Annotated in this window: 17 protein-coding genes; 10 read left to right on the top strand and 7 right to left on the bottom strand. The window is 58.6% G+C overall.

The genetic code is table 11. The annotated features are described in order from the left end of the window. Positions 1–106 precede the first annotated feature (106 nt). Both dprA and H8B15_RS11160 read left to right on the top strand, forming a co-directional pair. Complete coding sequence (gene dprA, locus H8B15_RS11165) at positions 107–1,228, top strand: DNA-processing protein DprA (protein ID WP_187319770.1); 1,122 nt, start codon at positions 107–109, stop codon at positions 1,226–1,228. A 194-nt stretch (positions 1,229–1,422) separates the two neighbouring features. Continuing rightward, a complete protein-coding gene (locus H8B15_RS11160; RefSeq protein ID WP_187319769.1) occupies positions 1,423–2,253 on the top strand; it encodes an aminotransferase class IV in 831 nt (276 codons plus the stop codon). Between the two features lie 17 nt (positions 2,254–2,270). Here the strand turns inward: H8B15_RS11160 and H8B15_RS11155 are convergent, their stop codons facing one another. The 5 genes from H8B15_RS11155 to H8B15_RS11135 form a co-directional block, all read right to left on the bottom strand. Further along, on the bottom strand, positions 2,271–2,540 hold the full coding sequence (locus H8B15_RS11155) for a hypothetical protein (RefSeq protein ID WP_187319768.1): 270 nt from the start codon (positions 2,538–2,540) through the stop codon (positions 2,271–2,273). A 195-nt stretch (positions 2,541–2,735) separates the two neighbouring features. Next, the gene (locus tag H8B15_RS11150; RefSeq protein WP_187319767.1) at positions 2,736–3,293 is read right to left on the bottom strand and encodes an energy transducer TonB; all 558 of its coding nucleotides are present in this window, start codon (positions 3,291–3,293) and stop codon (positions 2,736–2,738) included. Positions 3,294–3,500: 207 nt separating this feature from the next. Beyond that, entirely contained in the window at positions 3,501–4,112 is a 612-nt protein-coding gene (locus tag H8B15_RS11145; RefSeq protein ID WP_187319766.1) for an energy transducer TonB, read from the bottom strand. Positions 4,113–4,206: 94 nt separating this feature from the next. After that, positions 4,207–5,001, bottom strand: a complete 795-nt coding sequence (locus H8B15_RS11140) for a thymidylate synthase (RefSeq protein WP_187319834.1) — start codon at positions 4,999–5,001, stop codon at positions 4,207–4,209. A 300-nt stretch (positions 5,002–5,301) separates the two neighbouring features. Then, positions 5,302–6,423, bottom strand: coding sequence for a type I restriction endonuclease (locus H8B15_RS11135; RefSeq protein WP_187319765.1), 1,122 nt, complete (start codon positions 6,421–6,423; stop codon positions 5,302–5,304). Positions 6,424–6,684: 261 nt separating this feature from the next. Here H8B15_RS11135 and H8B15_RS11130 point away from each other — a divergent pair, with 261 nt between their 5' ends. The 5 genes from H8B15_RS11130 to H8B15_RS11110 all read left to right on the top strand — a co-directional run bounded on the left by H8B15_RS11130 (position 6,685) and on the right by H8B15_RS11110 (position 13,834). Next, positions 6,685–8,985 (top strand): efflux RND transporter permease subunit, encoded by a 2,301-nt coding sequence (locus H8B15_RS11130; RefSeq protein WP_187319764.1) that lies wholly within the window; start codon positions 6,685–6,687, stop codon positions 8,983–8,985. 341 nt (positions 8,986–9,326) lie between these two features. Then, positions 9,327–9,941: an RNA polymerase sigma factor gene (locus tag H8B15_RS11125; protein WP_187319763.1), complete on the top strand. Its 615-nt coding sequence runs from the start codon at positions 9,327–9,329 to the stop codon at positions 9,939–9,941. Further along, on the top strand, positions 9,938–10,381 hold the full coding sequence (locus H8B15_RS11120) for a hypothetical protein (protein ID WP_187319762.1): 444 nt from the start codon (positions 9,938–9,940) through the stop codon (positions 10,379–10,381). The genes H8B15_RS11125 and H8B15_RS11120 overlap by 4 nt, the downstream gene beginning before the upstream one ends. A gap of 254 nt (positions 10,382–10,635) precedes the next feature. Continuing rightward, positions 10,636–11,061, top strand: coding sequence for a hypothetical protein (locus H8B15_RS11115; protein ID WP_187319761.1), 426 nt, complete (start codon positions 10,636–10,638; stop codon positions 11,059–11,061). 367 nt (positions 11,062–11,428) lie between these two features. After that, complete coding sequence (locus H8B15_RS11110) at positions 11,429–13,834, top strand: TonB-dependent receptor (protein WP_187319760.1); 2,406 nt, start codon at positions 11,429–11,431, stop codon at positions 13,832–13,834. 153 nt (positions 13,835–13,987) lie between these two features. Here H8B15_RS11110 and H8B15_RS11105 read toward each other — a convergent pair whose 3' ends face one another. Both H8B15_RS11105 and H8B15_RS11100 read right to left on the bottom strand, forming a co-directional pair. After that, the gene (locus H8B15_RS11105) at positions 13,988–15,130 is read right to left on the bottom strand and encodes a multinuclear nonheme iron-dependent oxidase (RefSeq protein ID WP_187319759.1); all 1,143 of its coding nucleotides are present in this window, start codon (positions 15,128–15,130) and stop codon (positions 13,988–13,990) included. 19 nt (positions 15,131–15,149) lie between these two features. After that, the gene (locus H8B15_RS11100) at positions 15,150–15,311 is read right to left on the bottom strand and encodes a chryseobasin-related MNIO class RiPP peptide (RefSeq protein WP_187319758.1); all 162 of its coding nucleotides are present in this window, start codon (positions 15,309–15,311) and stop codon (positions 15,150–15,152) included. A gap of 161 nt (positions 15,312–15,472) precedes the next feature. On the opposite strand from H8B15_RS11100, the gene H8B15_RS11095 reads away from it, so the two are divergent. The 3 genes from H8B15_RS11095 to H8B15_RS11085 all read left to right on the top strand — a co-directional run bounded on the left by H8B15_RS11095 (position 15,473) and on the right by H8B15_RS11085 (position 19,235). Then, the gene (locus H8B15_RS11095) at positions 15,473–16,036 is read left to right on the top strand and encodes a hypothetical protein (protein WP_187319757.1); all 564 of its coding nucleotides are present in this window, start codon (positions 15,473–15,475) and stop codon (positions 16,034–16,036) included. An 11-nt stretch (positions 16,037–16,047) separates the two neighbouring features. Further along, complete coding sequence (locus H8B15_RS11090) at positions 16,048–16,398, top strand: hypothetical protein (protein ID WP_187319756.1); 351 nt, start codon at positions 16,048–16,050, stop codon at positions 16,396–16,398. Positions 16,399–16,712: 314 nt separating this feature from the next. Beyond that, entirely contained in the window at positions 16,713–19,235 is a 2,523-nt protein-coding gene (locus tag H8B15_RS11085; protein ID WP_187319755.1) for a zinc-dependent metalloprotease, read from the top strand. Positions 19,236–19,279: the final 44 nt, after the last annotated feature.

Genomic DNA, 19,279 nt, shown 5'->3' with positions numbered 1-19,279 from the left:
TAGCTTGACCACCCCCAACCCCTCCTTGAAAGAGGGGAGCTAGTTCCTAGAATTTAGCTACGGGCTCCCCTCTTCGTTGCGGGAGCTAGGAGGTGAGGCCTACCCTATGCACGACGACACCCTCCTCCACGAAGTCGCCCTGACGCTGTTTCCCGGTATCGGGCCGCAGCTTACGCGGCAGCTGATGAGCTACGGCAGCTCGGCCAAAAACGTGCTGCACCTGCCGCCGGGCAAGCTGCGCAAGATTCCGGGGGTAGGGCCCAAGGCCGTAGCCACGCTCACCGGCCCCGAGCGCACCACCGCCCTGCGCCGGGCCGAGGAAACCCTCCGCCGCGCCGAAAAGGAGGGCGTGCAGCTGCTGTTCTACACCAGCAAGCAGTTTCCGAAGCGCCTCAAGCAGCTGCCCGACGCTCCTACCCTGCTCTACTACCAAGGCACCGCCGACCTGAACGCGCCCAAAACGGTAGGCATTGTGGGCACGCGCCAAGCCACCGACTACGGCCGCGAGCAAACCGAGCAGCTGGTGCGCGGCCTGGTGCCGCACCGCCCGCTGGTGGTGAGTGGTTTAGCCTACGGCATCGACATCTTTGCCCACCGCGCCGCCTTGCAGGACGGCCTGGAAACCGTGGGCGTGATGGCCACGGGCCTCGACGTGCTCTACCCCGCCGCCCACCGCAAAACCGCCGAGAAAATGCTCACGCAAGGCGGCTTGCTCACCGAGTTTCCCTTCAGTACCCAGCCCGACAAGTACAACTTCCCCTCGCGCAACCGCATCATCGCCGGGCTTTCCGACGGCACGGTGGTGGTAGAAGCGGCCCGCAAAGGCGGTGCCCTTATTACGGCTGAGCTGGCCATCAGCTACGACCGCGAAGTGCTGGCCCTACCCGGCCCGCTGGGTAGCCCTGTCTCCGCCGGCTGCCACGACCTCATCAAAACGCACAAAGCGGCCCTCTACGCCGAGCCCAGGGACCTGGAGGAACTGCTGAACTGGGATGCCGCTTTGCACCAGTCGGGCAAGTACAAGGCCGCGCCTGCTTATTTACCCAACGACTTCACCCCCGAGGAATTTCAGCTTATCACCCTGCTCGCTGCCGTAAAAGAAGAACTACTGGACAACCTGAGTTGGAAAGCTCAGTTGCCCGTACACCAAGTAGCTACGCTGTTGCTTGGATTGGAATTCAGAGGGATAGTGAAAGCCCTACCCGGCAAAAAGTTCGTGCTCATATAGAAGTGCCTGAGCAAGTAAAAACACGGCTGTCATCCTCTATCTGACGTCCGCTTGCGAAGTACCTTATGTTCGCAGGACGAGTCGTGGTTATAGTAATCGTTCTATCGTGACAATGTTCTTCACAAGCAGACGTCAGATGGAGGATGACATACTTTTGGCTCTGGCACTCTGTTCACTCAATTACTCACCCATCCGTGCTGCTATACAACGACCACCTGCTGCCAGCAGCTGACTTTGCTCTCTCCCTACCCAACCGCGGGCTTCAATTCAACGATGGTTTCTTTGAAACGCTGGTGTGGGCCGCCGATACTGTGCGCTACCTGCCGCACCACCTATACCGAATGCAGGCCGCAGCCGTTGCGCTGCATCTGCCCCTACCGCCTGCCCTCGCCACTACCGAATCCCTGGTTGCCTCGGTGCGGCGCGTGGCTACGGCCAACTCGCTAGCCGAGGCGCGGGTACGCATACAGCTCTGGCGCGGCGGCGGGGGCCTATATACCCCGCTGCCTGCTGCCCCCACCGAATACCTCGTCTCGGCCCTACCCTTTCAACCCAACGACCAGCCGATCGATCAGGCCGGCTTTGCCCGGGAAACGCACACCTTTCATACGCCACTGTCGTTTTGCAAAGGACCACACGCGCTCTATTACGTGCGGGCCGGGCTGGAGCGGCAAACCCGTGGCCTGGATGAATTGCTGTTGCTGGATGCCAACGGGCATGTGGCAGAAGCTGTATCGGCGGCGGTATTTTGGGTGCGAGAAGGACAGCTATACACACCTGCCCTAGCAACGGGCTGCGTGGCAGGCGTGCGCCGGGCGCATCTGTTGGCTGTGGCCCGGCAACAAGGCCTACCCTGTCAGGAAGAGTTAGTTACCCCCGATCAATTACTAGCTGCCGAAGCCGTTTTCACAGCCAATGTTGCCGGAGTGCGACCTATACAGCGCCTAGAAGGCAGTACGTTAGCCTCGGCGGCGCATCCGTTGCTGCGGGCACTCCGCCATTGGGAAACCAGTGCAATCAGCTAGCCAGGTAGTTTACCAGCTTAGGTAGTCGGCGAATCCACAACCGGCGGCAAGTCGAGCCGTGTAGGTAGGGTACCGCCGGGCCGGCAACGCAACTGGAGCCAGCTGGCTTCAAATTCGTCCAGATCTGCCTCCGTAACTTCGTTGATGCGTAGAATATCGGCGCGGGGCCGCTCATTTGCATCCAGGGCATATAAGGCTATCCAGGCTCGGTACTGGCGGGACAGGCTGCTCGGCCTGCCCCCGTACTCTGCAATAGCGTCGGAAGAAAAATTAGGAGTAACCCGCATGAAAGGCAGATACGAAATCCACCGCAATATTGGATTTTATTTTTGAAGTATAAATTTAAAAACAATCGAATATGGCTTTAAAAAGCCCACAATGCACGTTTCATGAATAAACAAATAATATAGTTATATAGTAAATATAACTATCACAATAAAACTTAATTTACATATCATATAAATAATATAAATATTCTAATTCTATTGCAACGAGAAACTAGCACTAAGCTCCTCTTCTGACGTACTGGATGCTGGCTCAAATTTCAACATCCGAAATACGCGCTGCGCCTCATTGGCCAGCGCATCCATGGCAGCGGGAGGCACAGTGGTGTTATAGCCCGGAATGGGCCGCGGCTCCACTGCTACCACCGAGGTGCGACTCACGTGGCCATCGGGTGCTATTTGCAACCGGATAAGCACATTGCCCTGAGCGCCGGCCATAGCCGCCGCCGTCGGATAGCGGCTGTTGTTGGCGAAGAACTCCACTGATGTATTGTCTTCTTCCAGCGGTTTGTGCGCTTTCATGCGTTGCGTCAGGCCGCGCTTGATGAGCCTGGACTGCTCTACCTTGGGCACCTCTATGGCCACCGTATCCCGCACTTCGGGTTTGGGCTTGGGTTTGGAAGCCGGCCGCTTGCGTAGTGGGGTGATAGGGGCGGGAGGATCGGCCGTCCAGGTATTAAAGTTTTGGGCTTTTGCCTCGGCCGTGGCCACTAGCGTTAGCAAGCAAATAGCTGGGTAGTAAAACCATTTTTTCATTGCTCTAGACTGCATTAAACTTTCTACTATCTCTGAAAAACCGATTATCGCTGGCCGGTTTTTCAGAGCAGAACATACAACTGCACGCAACAGGTGCCCCTTTTGCTGCAATTTTATCTTGTTTTATGCCTAAAAATACAAAGTTTACGGTAAAGTATGACCTTCCGCGCCACCATTATCGCAGCTTCTACTACCCGTCTGAAATGCTTACTGAATAACGTAGCGTACGGGCACGTCTTCCTGCGTAGTACCCGCAGCAGGCTCAAAATGCAGTCCCCACAGCAAATCTTCGGCACTTTGGCGCATGGCAGCCTTACCAGCCGACGCGGCAGCTTCTTTGCCGATAGCAGCCTGCCGAATATCTGTACTCAGCACCTCCGAATCAATCACATCTCCGGCCGAGTTGACGTTGAGGCGCACCAGCACTTGCCCCGATAGCCCCGCCTGCAAGGCCGTGGCGGGGTAGTGCAGGTGCTGCCAGGCGTAGCGGTAAAACTCCGCATCGGGGGCGCTGTAGGCGCTGGCCCGCACGCGCTGCCCCAAACCACGCCGCAGGGGCTTGGAGTAGGCTGCCACGGCGGGCGGCGTGCGCCGGGCCGGCTCGGGGGTGGCGGTGGTAGTTCCTGCTGATGACGTGGCATCGGCAGTGGCTCGCTTACCAGACTTGCGAACGGGCGTATCGGTGGGGCTGCTGGTGCCGCCTTCCCAACGGTTGAAGGACATTTGCGCGTAACCGGCCTGGGCCAGCAACACCAGCGCGCCTACTGGCAACCAACGCTGGATACGGGCCTTGTGGGAGAGAATAGTCTTCGTTGTCATATCCTTAGCAGCACGTTAACGAGATGAAATAGGAGTTTACCTATTTTACTCCCTTAACGCCGCAAGGTTACCGCTCGGTATGCTCGCCCGAATGTTACACGGCTACCGGGGCCTTAATAGCCGGCCAGGGGTCGTAGTTTTCCAGCTTGAAATCGTCGTACTGAAAGCCGAAAATGTCGGTTACGGCCGGGTTCAGGCGCATTTGGGGGAGCGGCCGCGGCGTGCGGGTGAGCTGCTCGCGGGCCTGCTCCAGGTGGTTGCTGTAGAGGTGAGTGTCGCCGCCGGTCCAGATGAACTCGCCGGGTTGCAGGCCGGCTACCTGCGCCAGCATGAGCGTGAGCAGGGCGTAGCTGGCAATGTTGAAAGGCACGCCCAGGAACACGTCGGCCGAGCGTTGGTAGAGTTGGCAGGAGAGCTTGCCGTCGGCCACGTAGAACTGAAACAGGGCGTGGCAGGCTGGTAATTTCATTGCTGGCAAATCGGCTACGTTCCAAGCAGAAACTACCATGCGACGAGAATCTGGCTGTGTTTTAAGCTGGTGAACTATTTGACTGATCTGGTCAATATGCCCACCATTACCATCCGGCCATGAGCGCCATTGATAACCATAAACTGGACCTAAATCGCCATTCTCATCAGCCCATTCATTCCAAATTTTTACTCCATGTTGCTGAAGATAAGCAACATTAGTATCACCTTTTAGGAACCACAGCAACTCATGGATAACACTTTTCAGATGTACCTTCTTTGTAGTTAACAAAGGAAAGCCCTGGTTTAAATCGAATCGCATTTGATGGCCGAAAATGGCCATCGTGCAGGTGCCCGTACGATCAGTCTTGAGAGTACCTTGATCCAGAATGTGTTGAAGAAGATCTAGGTAGGATTTCATGGCGTCTGGAAAAATATTGGAATCCACAAAAGTAAGCAACCTGTTAATGCCAATAAGATTTCTTTACATACACTTGACCAATAGAATGTTATATATTTATTTAGCCTAATCATTCTCAATAGCAGATTTCTAATCCGCCTGTTTACGCTATTGATTTCTACTGCGCAGATTGCAAATCCGCTACTCATGGCAGCCGGATTGAAAATCCGGCCGAGCGGTGTCAGAAAAGGAAGATCAGAAATAAGAAAACCTGCTAGGGGAGCAGGTCTTCTTACTTTGAATAGGTGATTCTACTATGCTCTAAGAAGCTGGTGCTTCTATTGGCTTCGTCTCATGACGCTGCACAGCGGCGCGAATTCGAGAGGCAAGTCCATATAAGTCGTCTAATGAGCTAATATCGACCCGTTCCCCACCTTCTACATCAAATACTGTTACGAACTTCTTACTGCTATTGAAATGCAGGCGACAGATAGGCTTACGATTATTGTCGTCCAGTAGGATACCACAATACGATTGCACGTCACGCATTATTACACGATTGACGGCTACTGTTTTGCGCAAAATAGCGCGTACAATCATAAAGCCTTCTGTCTCCTCTACTGTCGTTACAATATCTCGATCTTTCACCTCCGGTTCGGGAGCAGCAGAAGCACCTAATGCTTCTGCTGCAGGTATGGGCGGTAAATCAGTTGGTAGTAATGGTTGGCTGGTATCAAGCATAGCCGATCGTAGCCGAGAAGTTATTTTGTCGTTGAGAAACTGATGAAACGAGCGATGTACCAGTATAGCAAACTGCTCTTTTAATTTAGGTGTCAGCACGCCATCATATACCTGCTTCGATACAAAATTTATGAAATCGGGCGAGGGCTGTGTGAATTGCTCATCGAAATACTTTTTGAAGGCCCGCATATATTTTAAGTTATACGCGGCGAAAAGCATGTCCTCTATGCTGAATGAAGCCTTACTTAGCTTCTTGATTTCAGCAACGTCATTCTCCTGAAAATTGAACAGATCAAATTCCATAAATGGACGTTCATCCATTTTATTTGGCTGCTCCAAATCGGTAAACAGCTTATAAGTAGTGCCATTCGTTAGTATGGCAATGCGGGCCTCCGTTACGTGGAAATAGCGAAACAACTGGCTAGCGTGATTGATACTTAAATCACCGCTCACTGGCTTGCATTCCACCAGAATGATAGGTTTACCCTCACGCATAATGGCATAATCTATTTTTTCTCCCTTTTTAGTGCCGATATCACAAATAAACTCCGGCACTACTTCCGTAGGATCGAAGACATTGTATCCTAGTGCGTTGATAAACGGCATCACCAACGCGTTTTTCGTTGCTTCTTCCGTCTGAATGTGTCCAATTTGTTTTTGTGCGCGTGCGGCCAAATTGGTAAGCTGGTCAATAAGCTCCATATATCATTTTTTATAAAATTGTAAGATTCTGAAATCTAATATTCTTGCTCAAACTCTCCAAAATACTTTCATACTGTTGGTCGAAATACACTCATTGTAGCTGGCTTATCAGTGCAGATATGGGAGCCAATGAAAGTGAACAAAAGCCCTTCCCGTAGGGTTGGCAAAGGAAGTTAAAAGGTAGGCAATCCGGCGCCGGTTTCCTCCCCTACCTTTGTTTCTAGTTCACTGGCGGACTTTGCGCGTCCGCCCTCCTACCCTATGCCCACTCGCCGACTCGCCTACCCTATCCTGCTGGCCCTGTTTCTCCTTACGGGTCTGGCGGGCTACTTTGCCGCCCAGCTGCGCTTCAACTACAATTTCAACGATTTCTACCCCGCCGGCGACCCCGACCTGGCCTACTACGAGCAGTACGCCCAGCGCTTCGGCAACGACAACGACTACGTGCTGCTGGGTCTGGAAGCGCCCGCCGGCAAGACCGTCTTCGACCCGCAGTTTCTGGTGCGCGTCGATTCGCTGACGCGGTTTGTGCAGCGGCGGCCGCACGTGGTCAGCGTCACGTCGCCTACCACGGCCACCAACCCGGTGGTAGAGGGCTTTGGCGTGTTTAATATCCCTTATTTCCACCCCGGCGATACGGACCCGGCGCGGCGGGCGCAGGACTCCAGCACTGTGTACCGCACGCCGGGGCTGGTGGGCAACCTGATTTCGCCGGACGCCCGCGCCGCTACCGTGCTGCTGCAAACCTCGCCCAATCTCGCCAAACCGCCCGGCGACTCGCTGCTGGCCGCCGTGCGCCGGGAGCTGACGCGCCAGGGCTTCGCGGAGACCGACTACCATCTGGCCGGCAAAATGGTGGCGCAGTCCGTATTCGTGGACCGCTTGCAGGTGGAGCTGGCCGTGTTTATGAGCCTGTCGGTGATTCTGGTGACGGCCCTGCTCTGGTTCACATTTCGGACGTGGTGGGGCGTGGTGCTGCCGCTGGTGGTGGTGCTGGGCGCCATTGTGTGGGGGCTGGGCGTGATGGGCGCCTTCGGTATCAGCATTGATCTGATGACGGCCCTGCTGCCGGTGATGCTGTTTGTGGTGGGCATGTCGGATACTATCCACATCATCACGCGCTACGTCACGGAGCTGGGCTACGGCACCGAGAAACGGGCCGCGCTGTGGGTCACGCTCAAGGAATCGGGCTTTGGCTCAGGGCTGTCGGCCTTGACCACCAGCATCGGCTTTTTCACGCTGATGACCAGCACCATCCGGCCCATTTACAACTTCGGACTGTTTACGGGTATTGCCGTGCTGCTCACGTTTGTGCTCAGTTTCACCCTCCTACCCGCTATGCTGCTGTTGCTGCGCAAGCCGCAATTGCGGGTGCCGCGCCGGGAAGGTCGCAGCTGGGACGGCGTGCTGGGCCGGCTGTTCCGGCAGGTGCTGGCGCGGCGGCGGCTGGTGGTGGCCGTAAGTGCCGTGGTGCTGATTGCCTCGGTGGCCTCGGCCTCGCGCATCCGTATCAACTCGGCGCTGCTGGACGATTTGTCGCAGAATGACCCGGTGAAGCAGGATTTTCGGTTTTTTGAGCGGCAGTTTGCCGGCGTGCGGCCTTTTGAAATGGCACTCACGCCCGCGGCCGGCGGTTCGGTGCTTTCCCTACCCGTGCTGCGCCAGACCGAGCAGATTGAAACCTACCTCCAGCGCACCTATGGCCTGCGTTTCGTGGCCTCGCCCGTCACGCTGGTAAAATCGGTGCGCAAGGCCCTGAACGGCGGCGACGTGGCCGAGTACCGCCTCCCCGCCTCCGACGCCGAGCTGCAACGCCTGCTGCGCCGCGCCAAGCCCTTCCGCAAAAAGCCCGAGTTCCGGGCGCTGGTCCTACCCAATGGCTCGGAGGGTAGGCTCACCGGCCGCATGCCCGACGTGGGCAGCCTGCGCGCCGGTGCCCTCAATGCCGACCTACGCCAGTTTTTGCGCCAGCGCATTGATTCTACCATCGTGCAAACCCGCCTCACCGGCTCGGCCAACCTCATCGACAAAAACAACGAAAACCTGTCGCTGAACATGATAACCGGCATGAGCATCGACATCCTGATGGTGACGCTGATTGTGCTGGCCCTGTTCCGCTCCCTGCGCATGACGCTGATTGTGCTGATTCCCAACCTGGTACCCATCCTGATAGTAGCGGGCGTGATGGGCCTGGCCGGCGTGAGCATGAAAGTCAGCACCAGCATCATCTTCACCATCGCCTTCGGCATTGCCGTGGACGATACCATCCACTTTATCAGCAAGTTGAAATTGGTGTTGCTGAAAGAAGACAGCTTGTTCCGGGCCGTGCGCAAAACCTACCTCATGGCCGGCAAGGCGGTCATTGTCACGTCGTTGATTTTGGTGGGCGGCTTCTCTACCCTGATCTTTTCGTCGTTTGACGGCACGTTTTACGTGGGCCTGCTCATCGGCCTCACGCTGCTGTTTGGGGTAGTGGCCGAGCTGACGTTGCTGCCGATTCTGATTCTGTGGTTCTACCGCCACCAACCCGCCGCCGTGCGCGAGGCCGTGCCGGTGTCGTAGGGTTAGAAGGTATTTGGGCCAAACACTGAACGGTGTAGAGACGCATATTTGCGTCTCGTCGTTGAGCAACTCGCGTCAGCACCGCTCTAGGCCAACAACATCAGCAACGACGAGACGCAAGTATGCGTCTCTACACCGTTCTGGCTGCCTTTTCAGTAGAGACACAACATTTTGTGTCTCGTCGTTGCTGATGTTGTTGGCCTAGAATAGTGTATTTGTTCAACGACGGCACTACCTGCATGACGGGCGGTATCAACATCAACACTATCCTCTTTTCAGAAAAACGAGGCGCCTGCGCAAGGTAGTGCAACATCCTGCGGGTTGGCCGGTCTCATGCCTAGATGAGCGACGCGCCTACCCCTTCCGCCACCGACCAGCAGCTTGTCCGGCAAGTGCTGGCCGGCAACACTGCGGCCTTTGGGCAGATTGTGCAGCGCACGGAAGGGTTGGTGACGCAGCTGGTATTCAAAATGATCCGGCACCCGGCCGACCGGCCAGATATTGCGCAGGAAGTTTATTTGAAGGTGTTTAAGAACCTGGCCGGGTTTAAATTTCAGGCGAAGCTCTCTACGTGGGTCGGCCAAATCACCTACAACACCTGCCTGCACTACCTGGAAAAAAAGCAGCTGGTGCTGGTAGACCCCGCCGAGCCTCCCCCGGACGATGCCGCCGAGGAAGGTCGCCGTGCCCTACCCCCGCTCGTGGCCGGCTCCGACTACGACCCCGAAACGGCTCTGTTCGACAACGATTTAACGGCCATTCTGAGCGCGGCCATTGAGCAACTCCCCCCGCTCTACCGCACCCTAATTTCCTTGTACCACCAGCAGGAGCTGAGCTACGAGGAAATTGCCCAGATAACGTCCTTGCCAGACGGCACCGTGAAAAACTACCTCTTCCGGGCCCGGAAGCTCCTAAAACAGCAGCTCCTAACCCGTTACCAACGCCAAGACCTATGACCAGTACCCACCTTTCCGAGCGCGACCTGCAAGCAGCGGCCGAATCGGAGGCCCTGCTGCCTACCCCCCAGGCCGACCACCTGCGCGGCTGCCGCCTGTGCCAAGACCGGGTGGCTACCTATCAGCACTTGTTTGTGGCAACGGCCCGCCTACCCCAGCCAGCATTTACTTTCGACCTCACGGCCAGCGTATTGGCGCAGCTACCCCGTCAGAAACCTGCCTTTCCCTGGATGCTTGGCGGGGTAGCGGCCCTTGTGCTGGGGGTAGTTGTGGTGTTTCTGCTGGTGTTTGGTGGCGCCGTGGCGCAGGCCTTCCAAAGCCTGCCGACGCCCCTGCTTGGGACTGGGCTGGCCCTAGTGGCTACCCTCTTGGTAGCGGGGCAAGGCGTGGAGCTGCTGGCCCGCCACCGCCGGCAAATGCGCCTACTGTCTTTTTCATAAATTTTTGCAACACGAACGGCACTGACCGGTCTCATGCAGTGAGGCTGTTTAGAAAGTCGCTGAAATCAACCAGAACGTCATGCTGAGTTTGTCGAAGCATCTCTACCGCTTCGTTACCTCAGAATTGTTCGGTAGAGATGCTTCGACAGGCGGACGCCAGATGAGCATGACAGTTCTGTTGGTTTTCTAAACAGCTTCAGTACCACCCCACGGCCCGGCGTATGAAAGGTTTTTTGCTGCTTCTGCTTCTCACCATGACCACCTGGCACGCCCAGGCTCAGGGAACTTCTGCCCTCGACAGTATTGCTACCCTGTCCTTCGACTTCGATAGCAGCCCGTCGTATCTGCTTGCCAAGCATGTTTTCCTGCCACTATTCGGGTTCTACCTGCTCTGTAGCTTCGTACTGACCGCCATCAGGCTGATTTTGAACTACCTGCTGAAAAAGCAAATTGTGGCGTCGGCCGTGTCGGATAACGTGGTGGAGCGCCTGCTACCCGGCCCCCAGGACGAGCAGAACAAGGTAGTGAAGTGGATTGCGCTGCTGCTGAGCAGCGGGGCGGGGCTTACGCTCTGTAGCCTGTTTCTGCCGCTAGGGCTGCATTCCGTTATCATTCTGCTGTTTAGCACAGCGCTCGGTTTTCTGGTTTACTACCTGTTTCTGCGTCGCCAGGCAAAATAGGCTCCGCCTCGTCCTTCTGCTTCTTTCGTGTCTTCATCCGCAGCGTATAGCGACTGGATGAGGGCTTTGCAAACCGCACGTCCCAGGGCTGAAGCCCTGGGCTGTAGAGTGGCTTCGTGCAATATCGCGCTGACTAACCCAAAGCCTTAGCTCTGGAGCACATAGTTTGCGAAGCTGCTCTAGTGTCTTCACATCTTCTGTCACCCTAATCCTTTCTTTTATGAAACTGATGATACACGCAGCGTTACCTACTATGTATTACATGGTAACTTGCATTACAAATAACTTTATTAATCAATCACTTATCAAACTAATAGCATATATACAGCCTCGTCCTACTCGCTCCGCATGGCCGTTCGGGCTGTTCTTGCTTCTGTTCTTCGGACTGTTCGCCGGCTCGGCTTCTGCTCAAATGGTAGGCGAAGTATCGGGCACGCTGCTGGACCAGAGTACGCGTCAGCCGCTGCCTTTCGCCAACGTTTTGCTAGTGCGGCTGCCCGACTCTACCCTGGTAGGCAACACGCAAACCGCAGATAATGGCACATTTGCGCTGCCCAACGTGCCATTGGGCCGCTACGTGGTGCGGGCGGTAGCGCTGGGCTACCAGCCTGCCCGCCGCGTGGTCGCGCTGAGCCTGGCTACCCCAGCCATTCGTCTGGGCGAGTGGCCCGTCGTACCCATGGTGGTGCAGCTTGATGGCGTGGTGGTGCAGGGCGAAAAGGCGGTGCTGGTAGAAGACCTCGACAAGAAGGTTATCAACGTAGACAAAGACCTGAACAGCGCGGGCGGCACGGCGGCGGATGTGCTGCAAAAGGTACCTTCGGTGGCCGTCGATGCGAATGGGCAGGTGAGCCTACGGGGCAACGCGGACGTGACGCTCTACCTCGATGGCAAGCCCGCGCCCAGCAGCCTGCGCCTCGACCAGCTACCCGCCAGCCGCCTCGAAACGATTGAGGTCATCACCAATCCGGGGGCGCGGTACTCGGCCCAGGGTACGGGCGGCATCATCAACCTGGTGCAGAAAAAGCAGCGTCCGGACGGTTGGAACGGGGAAGCGCTAGCCACCGTGGGCACCCGCGACAAGTACAGCGCCTCGCTCAACCTCAGCCGCAGGGTAGGCAAATTCAATGTATTTGGCAGTGTTGATGGGCTGAGCAATCGGTTTCAGGGAAGCTCCGCCTTGCAGCAAACAGCCACCGCTGAAGGCCGCACCACCAGTCTCGACCAAGCGGGCCGCACGGCCCGTCACCAGACCAATAAAGCGCTTCGCCTGGGTGCGGAATACGCCTGGCACCCAGAACATACCCTGACGCTGACCACCGAATTCTATAAGAACGATCTGCGCCACGCCAACGACTTCACCACTCGGCTCACGCGCGGCACCGACTCGACGGTTACGCTGCAAAACCAATACCCGGAAACCGACGACCTGTATACCCTGCGCTTTGCTGGCAACTACCGGCGCACCTGGGCCGCCCACCCCGGCCGCGAGCTAACGGCCGGCGCGGTGTATATCCTGGATGGCGGCACCGTGACGACCGCGCAGCGCGTGCTGGATGGCCCGGCCGACTACCCGCAACAGGCGCGTCGCCAGGTGCTCGACGTGACCATTCACATGCCCTCGGCCCAGCTAGACTACGTGCACCCGCTGGACGACAAGCGCCGCTGGGGAGCCGGCCTAAAAACCGACGTGATGCTAACGCCCGGCACCGCCGAGTATGGCGTGCAACCGGTGCCCGGCGCTGAGTATATCCGGCAAGAGGCCAGCTCCTACCGCTACCACTACCGGCAGGTGATTCCGCAGGCCTACGGCACGTATCAGCAGCAGGCGGGCCGCTGGGACTACCAGGCAGGCTTGCGGGCCGAGTTTACCGGGTTGCAAGCGCGCGTGCTGCCTACCGGCTCCACCAGCCAACGCATCTTCAACCTATTTCCCTCGGCCACGGTGGCGCGCCGGCTGCCGCGCCACGAGCAGCGCCTTCAGCTCAGCTACTCGCGCCGCCTCAATCGGCCCAACTTCCTGCAAATCGTGGCCCTACCTATTTATGCTGATGCGCGCAACTACGTGGTAGGCAACCCCGCCCTGCGACCCGAGTACGTGCACGTAACGGAGCTGGGCCACCAGGTGGCGTGGAAAAATACTACCCTCAACACCACCCTGTTTGGGCGCTTTGCTAACCAGGCCATTCAGAGTTTGCGCACCGTTGACACGCTGGCGACCCGCCTGAGCGGCCAGCCCGATTTCATCACCCGCACCAGCTACCAGAACCTCGGCCGCACGACCAGCTACGGGCTGGAACTCTCGCTCACGCACCCGCTCACCGCATGGTGGAAACTGGTGGCCAACGGCTCGTTTTACCGCAATCAGGTAGCCGACTACACGGGCAGCGGCACCCGTGCCAACTTCACCGGCACGGCCTATCTGCTCAACACCTTCAGCCCGACCAAAACCCTGGCCGTGCAGCTCAGCGGCAACTACCGCGCCCCGTTGGTGGTGCCGCAGGGCCGCCTGCTGGCCGTGTACGGGGTAGATGTGGCCCTGCGCCAGCGCTTGTTCCACGACCGGGCGGCCCTCACGCTGCGCGTCAGCGACCTGTTCGACACGCGCCGCCAGTACACCCGGCTGGCCGCCGCAAACCTCACCACCGACTTGCGAACCAAGTACGAAACCCGCGTGGGCTACCTGGGCTTCACCTGGTTTTTGGGCACCAACAAGCCCGCCAGCTCCATCGGCAACCAGCCCCAGGGCGACTCGGGTGGGTTTGGGGGGTAGGGATAAAGCGGCAACTATTGTTTATCCTGTCATGCTGCGCGGCGCGAAGGACCTTCTCATGTGAGACTGTTATCGAAACAACGACTCGTTCTCACATGAGAAGGTCCTTCGCGCTGCGCAGCATGACAGACGTTCTTGTTGGTCGAATTCCAGCTACTGCTTCCACTTCTGCGCGATGCTGATGGCTGTTTCCAGCATGTAGGGCGCCCACTGCTCCAGCTGCCAGCTGGTGTGGGCCAGGGAGGAGGCGCGCAGGCGCTGCTGCGCTTCTTCGTAGGAAGCGGCCGTTTCCAGAATCTGCGCGAGTTGGCGCTGCTGGGCGTGGAGGGCTTCATCGTAAGCAACGGAGCCGGCGGGTAGGGATGCCGGCGGCTGGAATGCGTTGGGCTGATGGCCGGACACACGGCCCCGGCCGGCTTCTACAATGGCGGCCATGCGCTGGAAATCCTGCCGGAACTGATGCTGGCTGGCCTCGGTACGAAGGCCGGTGCCGAGCTGTTCCAGCACCACATACTTCAGCTGCGGGCACTGGGGTAGGGTGCGCTCCAGCAGCTCAAATACCTCATCAGGCACGCTTTCGTCGTGGGTGTCGCGCCGGATCTGCCTACCCTGCTCCACTTGCGAGTCCTCCCAGCTGCCGCCCGAAAGGTGGATTTCCCGCACCCGGTGCAGCGGGTAGAGCGCCAGCAGCGAGTCGGAGGACAAGTTGAAGTTGTGCAGTTGACAGTACAGGTTGTGCAGGTCCAGAATCAGAAAGCCGTTGACGGGTGCTACCAGCTCTTCCAGAAACTCGCCGTGGCGCTGCACTTCTGCCAGCGAGTAGGCAAACGCCAGATTTTCCAGCCCCACCGGGCACTGGCAGGCGTCGGCCACACGCAGGAGGCGGTCCTGGCCCAGGCGCAGAGTAGTGGCCGTGTATGGTACAGGTAGCGGCGCGCCGGTATGGAAGTTCTGCCCCGTGAAAGAGCCGAAATGCTCGGTGATGTGGTCGAAGCGGAAGCGCCCGGCGAGCAGGCGCAGCTGCTCCAGCCACTGCGCCTGCTCGGGCGTCCAGCGGCCCGAAAGCAACGAGAAGTACACACCGTGCCCCACCAAGCGGCTCTGCTCGCCGTAGGCTGTCAGCAGCTCGGCAAACCAATTGGGCAGTGATTGGCCGTTGAACAGGGTATCAAACGACCACTCCACGGCCTCTACCCGGCCCGCTGCGAGCAGCGGTAGGGCGGCGGTCAGAATCTGGTCGTCCAGATTGCAGGCAATGGCCGATAGGATGGCAGGCGCTGTTGGCACGGCGGGCATAATTTTCTGCTGCTGTTACTCATCCCATGCCGCAGCCGGGGCAGTAGTCAGGCGTTTTCTTCTCACTACCCTTCGTTACTTTTTCGCCTTTTGGCGCGGGCTCGCCGCCTTTTGTGCAGGCGGTGGTTTGCGCCGTGATGCCGATTAAAACGGCTCCGAGTAAAGCTTTCGACAATTTCATAACAAGCTGTGGATGAGTGGAAAGATAACGTCTACTTGCTAGAGCCTAGCCAGAGGAGCAACAGTTGCATGGCAGCGTTAAAAAATAAAATCTCCCTGAGTTCAGTTAGCGAGAAAAATACCGCGCCCTTGCGCCCGCAACTTTTCAGGATCTTTGCCCTTATGAAACTCCTGCTTCTTCTGCTCCTGCTGCAACAGCCTACCCCGCCCTCGCCTACCCCCACCACCGACCCCATCCCCCGCCTGATTCGGGAGCGCGAAACGCTGGTACGGCAGTATGAGGCGGCCAATGCCCAGCGCAACGCCTTCTTGGCCAACAAGCCTAGCAAGCGTGACTTAGAGGAGGTAGTAGCCGCCCTGAAGGGCATCATCCGCAAGGACACCGAGATTGTGCAGGCCGTGAAAGACGATGCCCTGCGCCAAACCGCCGGCTTGGTGGCCGAGCGCCAGCAGGTGCAGCAGCAGGCCAGCGTGGCCCAGAGCGACCAGAGCACCACCCGCGAACGGTTCTACGACCTGCAACGCCAGATTGCCAACCTGGAAGAGCGGGAACGGCAGCACCAGAAGAAGCTCGCTGAGGCCCAGTCGGTTGTGCACGAGGCCGACCAGAGCCGCACCACCCGCGACCTGATTACGGCGGCGCTGGCCGTGCTCAGCGTGGGACTACTGGTGTACGTGGGGCGTCTGCGCGGGCAGCGCCGGGCGCCCGCCAAGCGCAAGCGGTAGAATTCCTGGCCATGCTGGTTCCCGCCGCGCGCTACCTCACGTACGCCGAAGCCGTTGTCCTCTACAACGACTTGCTAGAGGCCGATATCGTGGCGCTAGTGAAGGCCCACGGCCCGCCTTCCCTACCCTACGGCGAGGGGATGTACTATCAGTTACTGATTGAGGAAGCGTTGGTGGAGGTAGCCCAACCTTTGCTCACTGCTTTCGAACAGGAGCGCCACGCGCCGAAGCCACCGCGCTGCCCGCGTTGCGGCAGTCTGGCCGTGGCCCCCGCCGAGCGCGTAGCGTGGTGGCGCCGATTGCTGTACGCGGGCACCACGCCCATGGAGTGCACCACCTGCGGGCGCGTGTTTGCGGGGTAAAGTATGCTCAGCGCCGTTACCTTTCAGTTTAATAATACAAACAAGGTTTAATTATCAAACTGAAAGGTAACGGTGCGTTTCACTGAAATAGTTGCGTAATCGACAATGCTTTTTTAACATTGACGCAACGGCTTGGACGGTTGTTCGTCCATTTGTTAGGCAGCGTCCTTTTTGCACGAAGGGTAGAGTAGATTCTCCCTACCTGGTTCTGGCGGCAGATTAGCGGTGTCCCATACTTGCTGATCAGCCGCCAGCGCACATGCCTCAAGGAAGCGTCGAAAGCCCCCTCACGCACCACACCACTACCCTATCGAATGAAGCGTACTCCTTTCTTTGTGGCCGCGCTGCTGGCGGCCAGCTACGTTGCGCCGGCTCAAAACCAGGGCGGCAGCGCCCCTACCCGCACCGAGGCGAAGCCAGCAACCACCATTGCCAGCGTGACGCAGGGCGCCAAAAAATACGATGGCTATTTCCCGTTTTACTACGACGAGAAAACTGGCAAAGTCTACCTTGAACTCGACAAGTTCGACCAGGAGTTTCTTTACTTCACCTCCCTACCCGACGGCGTGGGCATGGGCGGCCCCGAGCGGGGCGGCGCTTCTTCGGCCATTGCCAAGTTTGTGCGGGTAGGGCCCAAGGTGATGCTGGTGGAGCCCAACTACAGCTACCGCGCCTCCCGCGGCGGCGACGAGCAGCGGGCCGTGGAAAGCGCCTTCGCCAAATCGGTGCTGTGGGGCTTTATGCCGGTGGCCACGGAAGGCAACAAAGTGCTCATCGACCTGACACCCTTCCTGGTGCGCGACAGCCAGAAAATAGGCGACCAGCTGGGCCGCCGCAGCTTTGCCGGCCTGCGCGGCGGCAACGCTGGCGGCGGGGCCTCGGCGGGCTACCGGCTCGATGAGTCGCGCTCGGCCGTGAACCCCGACGCCACCAAGAACTTTCCCAAAAACACGGAGTTCGACGCGCTGATTACCTTCACCGGCGGCCCCAGCAGCCAGGGCTACGGCCGCACCATCGCCCCCGACCCCAACGCCGTGACCGTGCGCATGCACCAGGCCTTCGTGGAGCTGCCCGACGACAAATACCAGCCGCGCAAGTTTGACCCGCGCTCGGGCTTTTTTCAGTTTTCCTACCTCGACTTTTCGGCGCCCATGACCGAGCCGCTGGAAAAGCGCTTCTCGCGCCGGCACCGCTTGGAGAAGAAGAACCCCGGCGCCAAAGTGAGCGAGCCAGTAGAGCCGATCGTATACTACGTGGACCGCGGCGCCCCGCCGGACATCAAAAAGGCCCTCATCGAAGGCGGCGCGTGGTGGAACCAGGCCTTTGAAACGGCCGGCTACAAAAACGCTTTCCTGGTGAAGGAGCTGCCCGCCGATGTCGACCCCATGGACATTCGCTACAACGTGGTGAACTGGGTGGACCGCGCCGGCAATCCGCGGGCGTTTTCCTTCGGCTCGTCCTACATCGACCCGCGCACGGGCGAGATTATCAAGGGCGTGGTCACGCTCGGCTCCGACCGCCACCGCCAGGACTACCTGATTGCTGAGGGGCTGTTGCAGCCTTACCGCAACGGCAAGAAGGCTCCCAAAGAGCTGGAGGACATGGCTTTGGCCCGCATCCGGCAGCTCTCGGCCCACGAAATTGGGCATACGCTGGGGCTGTACCACAATTTCACCTCCTCGGGCACGCAGGACCGCGGCTCGGTGATGGACTACCCTTTCCCGCGCTTCGCGCTGAAGTCGGACGGCACGATTGACGTGTCGGACGCCTACGCCAAAGGGATTGGCAGTTGGGACAAGCGCGCCATTTTGTGGGGCTACCAGGACTTCCCGAAGGGCACCGACGAGGATAAGGCGCTCGACCAGATTCTGGTGGAAACCCTGAAGCAGGGCCACATTTTCATTCCCGACATTGGCGGCTACGTGCACCCCGAGTCGCACCAGTGGGACGACGGCACCAACGCCGTAACCCAGCTCGACAAGCTGATGAAAGTACGTCGCCACGTGCTCGATAATTTCTCCACTAACGCCATTCCCGACAATGCCCCCATGGCGACGCTGGAAGAAGTGCTGGTGCCCATGTACCTGCTGCACCGCTACCAGGTAGAGGCCGCAGCTAAGTCGCTGGGTGGGCTATACTTCACCCACGCCGTAAAAAACGACGGCCAGGTAGTGACGCGCATGGTGGAGCCCGCCGAGCAGTGGCGCGCTTTCGATGCGCTGATGGCCACCGTGTCGCCCGATGCCCTGGCGCTGCCCGAGAAGCTGCTGCAACAGCTGCCGCCTCGCCCGGCGGGCTACCCCAGCAGTATGGAGAACTTCACGGGCCACACCGGCCCTACCTTCGACCCCATGGCCGCGGCCGAAGCGGCGGCGGCGCCTACTATCCAGTCACTGCTGAACCCGGAGCGCGCTACCCGCCTAGTAGAGTACCAGGCCCGCGACAGCAAGCAGCCGGGCTTTATGCCGATGGTGGATAAGCTGCTGACGCAGACCTGGAAAGCGCCCCTGGCCGCCGGCTACAAGGGCCAGTTGCAGGTGCTAGTCAACAACCTCACGCTGAAAAGCCTGCTCCAGCTGGCTGCCGATCCGCAGGTGGCCGAGAGCGTGCGCGGCGAAAGCCTGGCCGAAATCGACGGGCTGAAGCAGTGGATGACCGGCCAGCTCGCCAGCGCTGACCTGCGCCGCAAGGCCAACCTGCTGTTCGGCCTTTCGCAGATCAACACCTTCACCACCGACCCCAACAAGTTCACCGTGCCCGCGCCGTTGGATATGCCGCCCGGCGCCCCTATTGGTATGCCGGGGATGGACTTTCTGGGCGACGACGTGGCGTATTAAGGTCGTCTGAACCACGGATTTGCTCGGATTTGACGGATGACACG

Source organism: Hymenobacter citatus, assembly GCF_014333615.1.
In the GTDB taxonomy this organism is placed as follows: Bacteria; Bacteroidota; Bacteroidia; order Cytophagales; family Hymenobacteraceae; genus Hymenobacter; species Hymenobacter citatus.
This window is presented reverse-complemented; position numbering and strand designations above follow the sequence as displayed.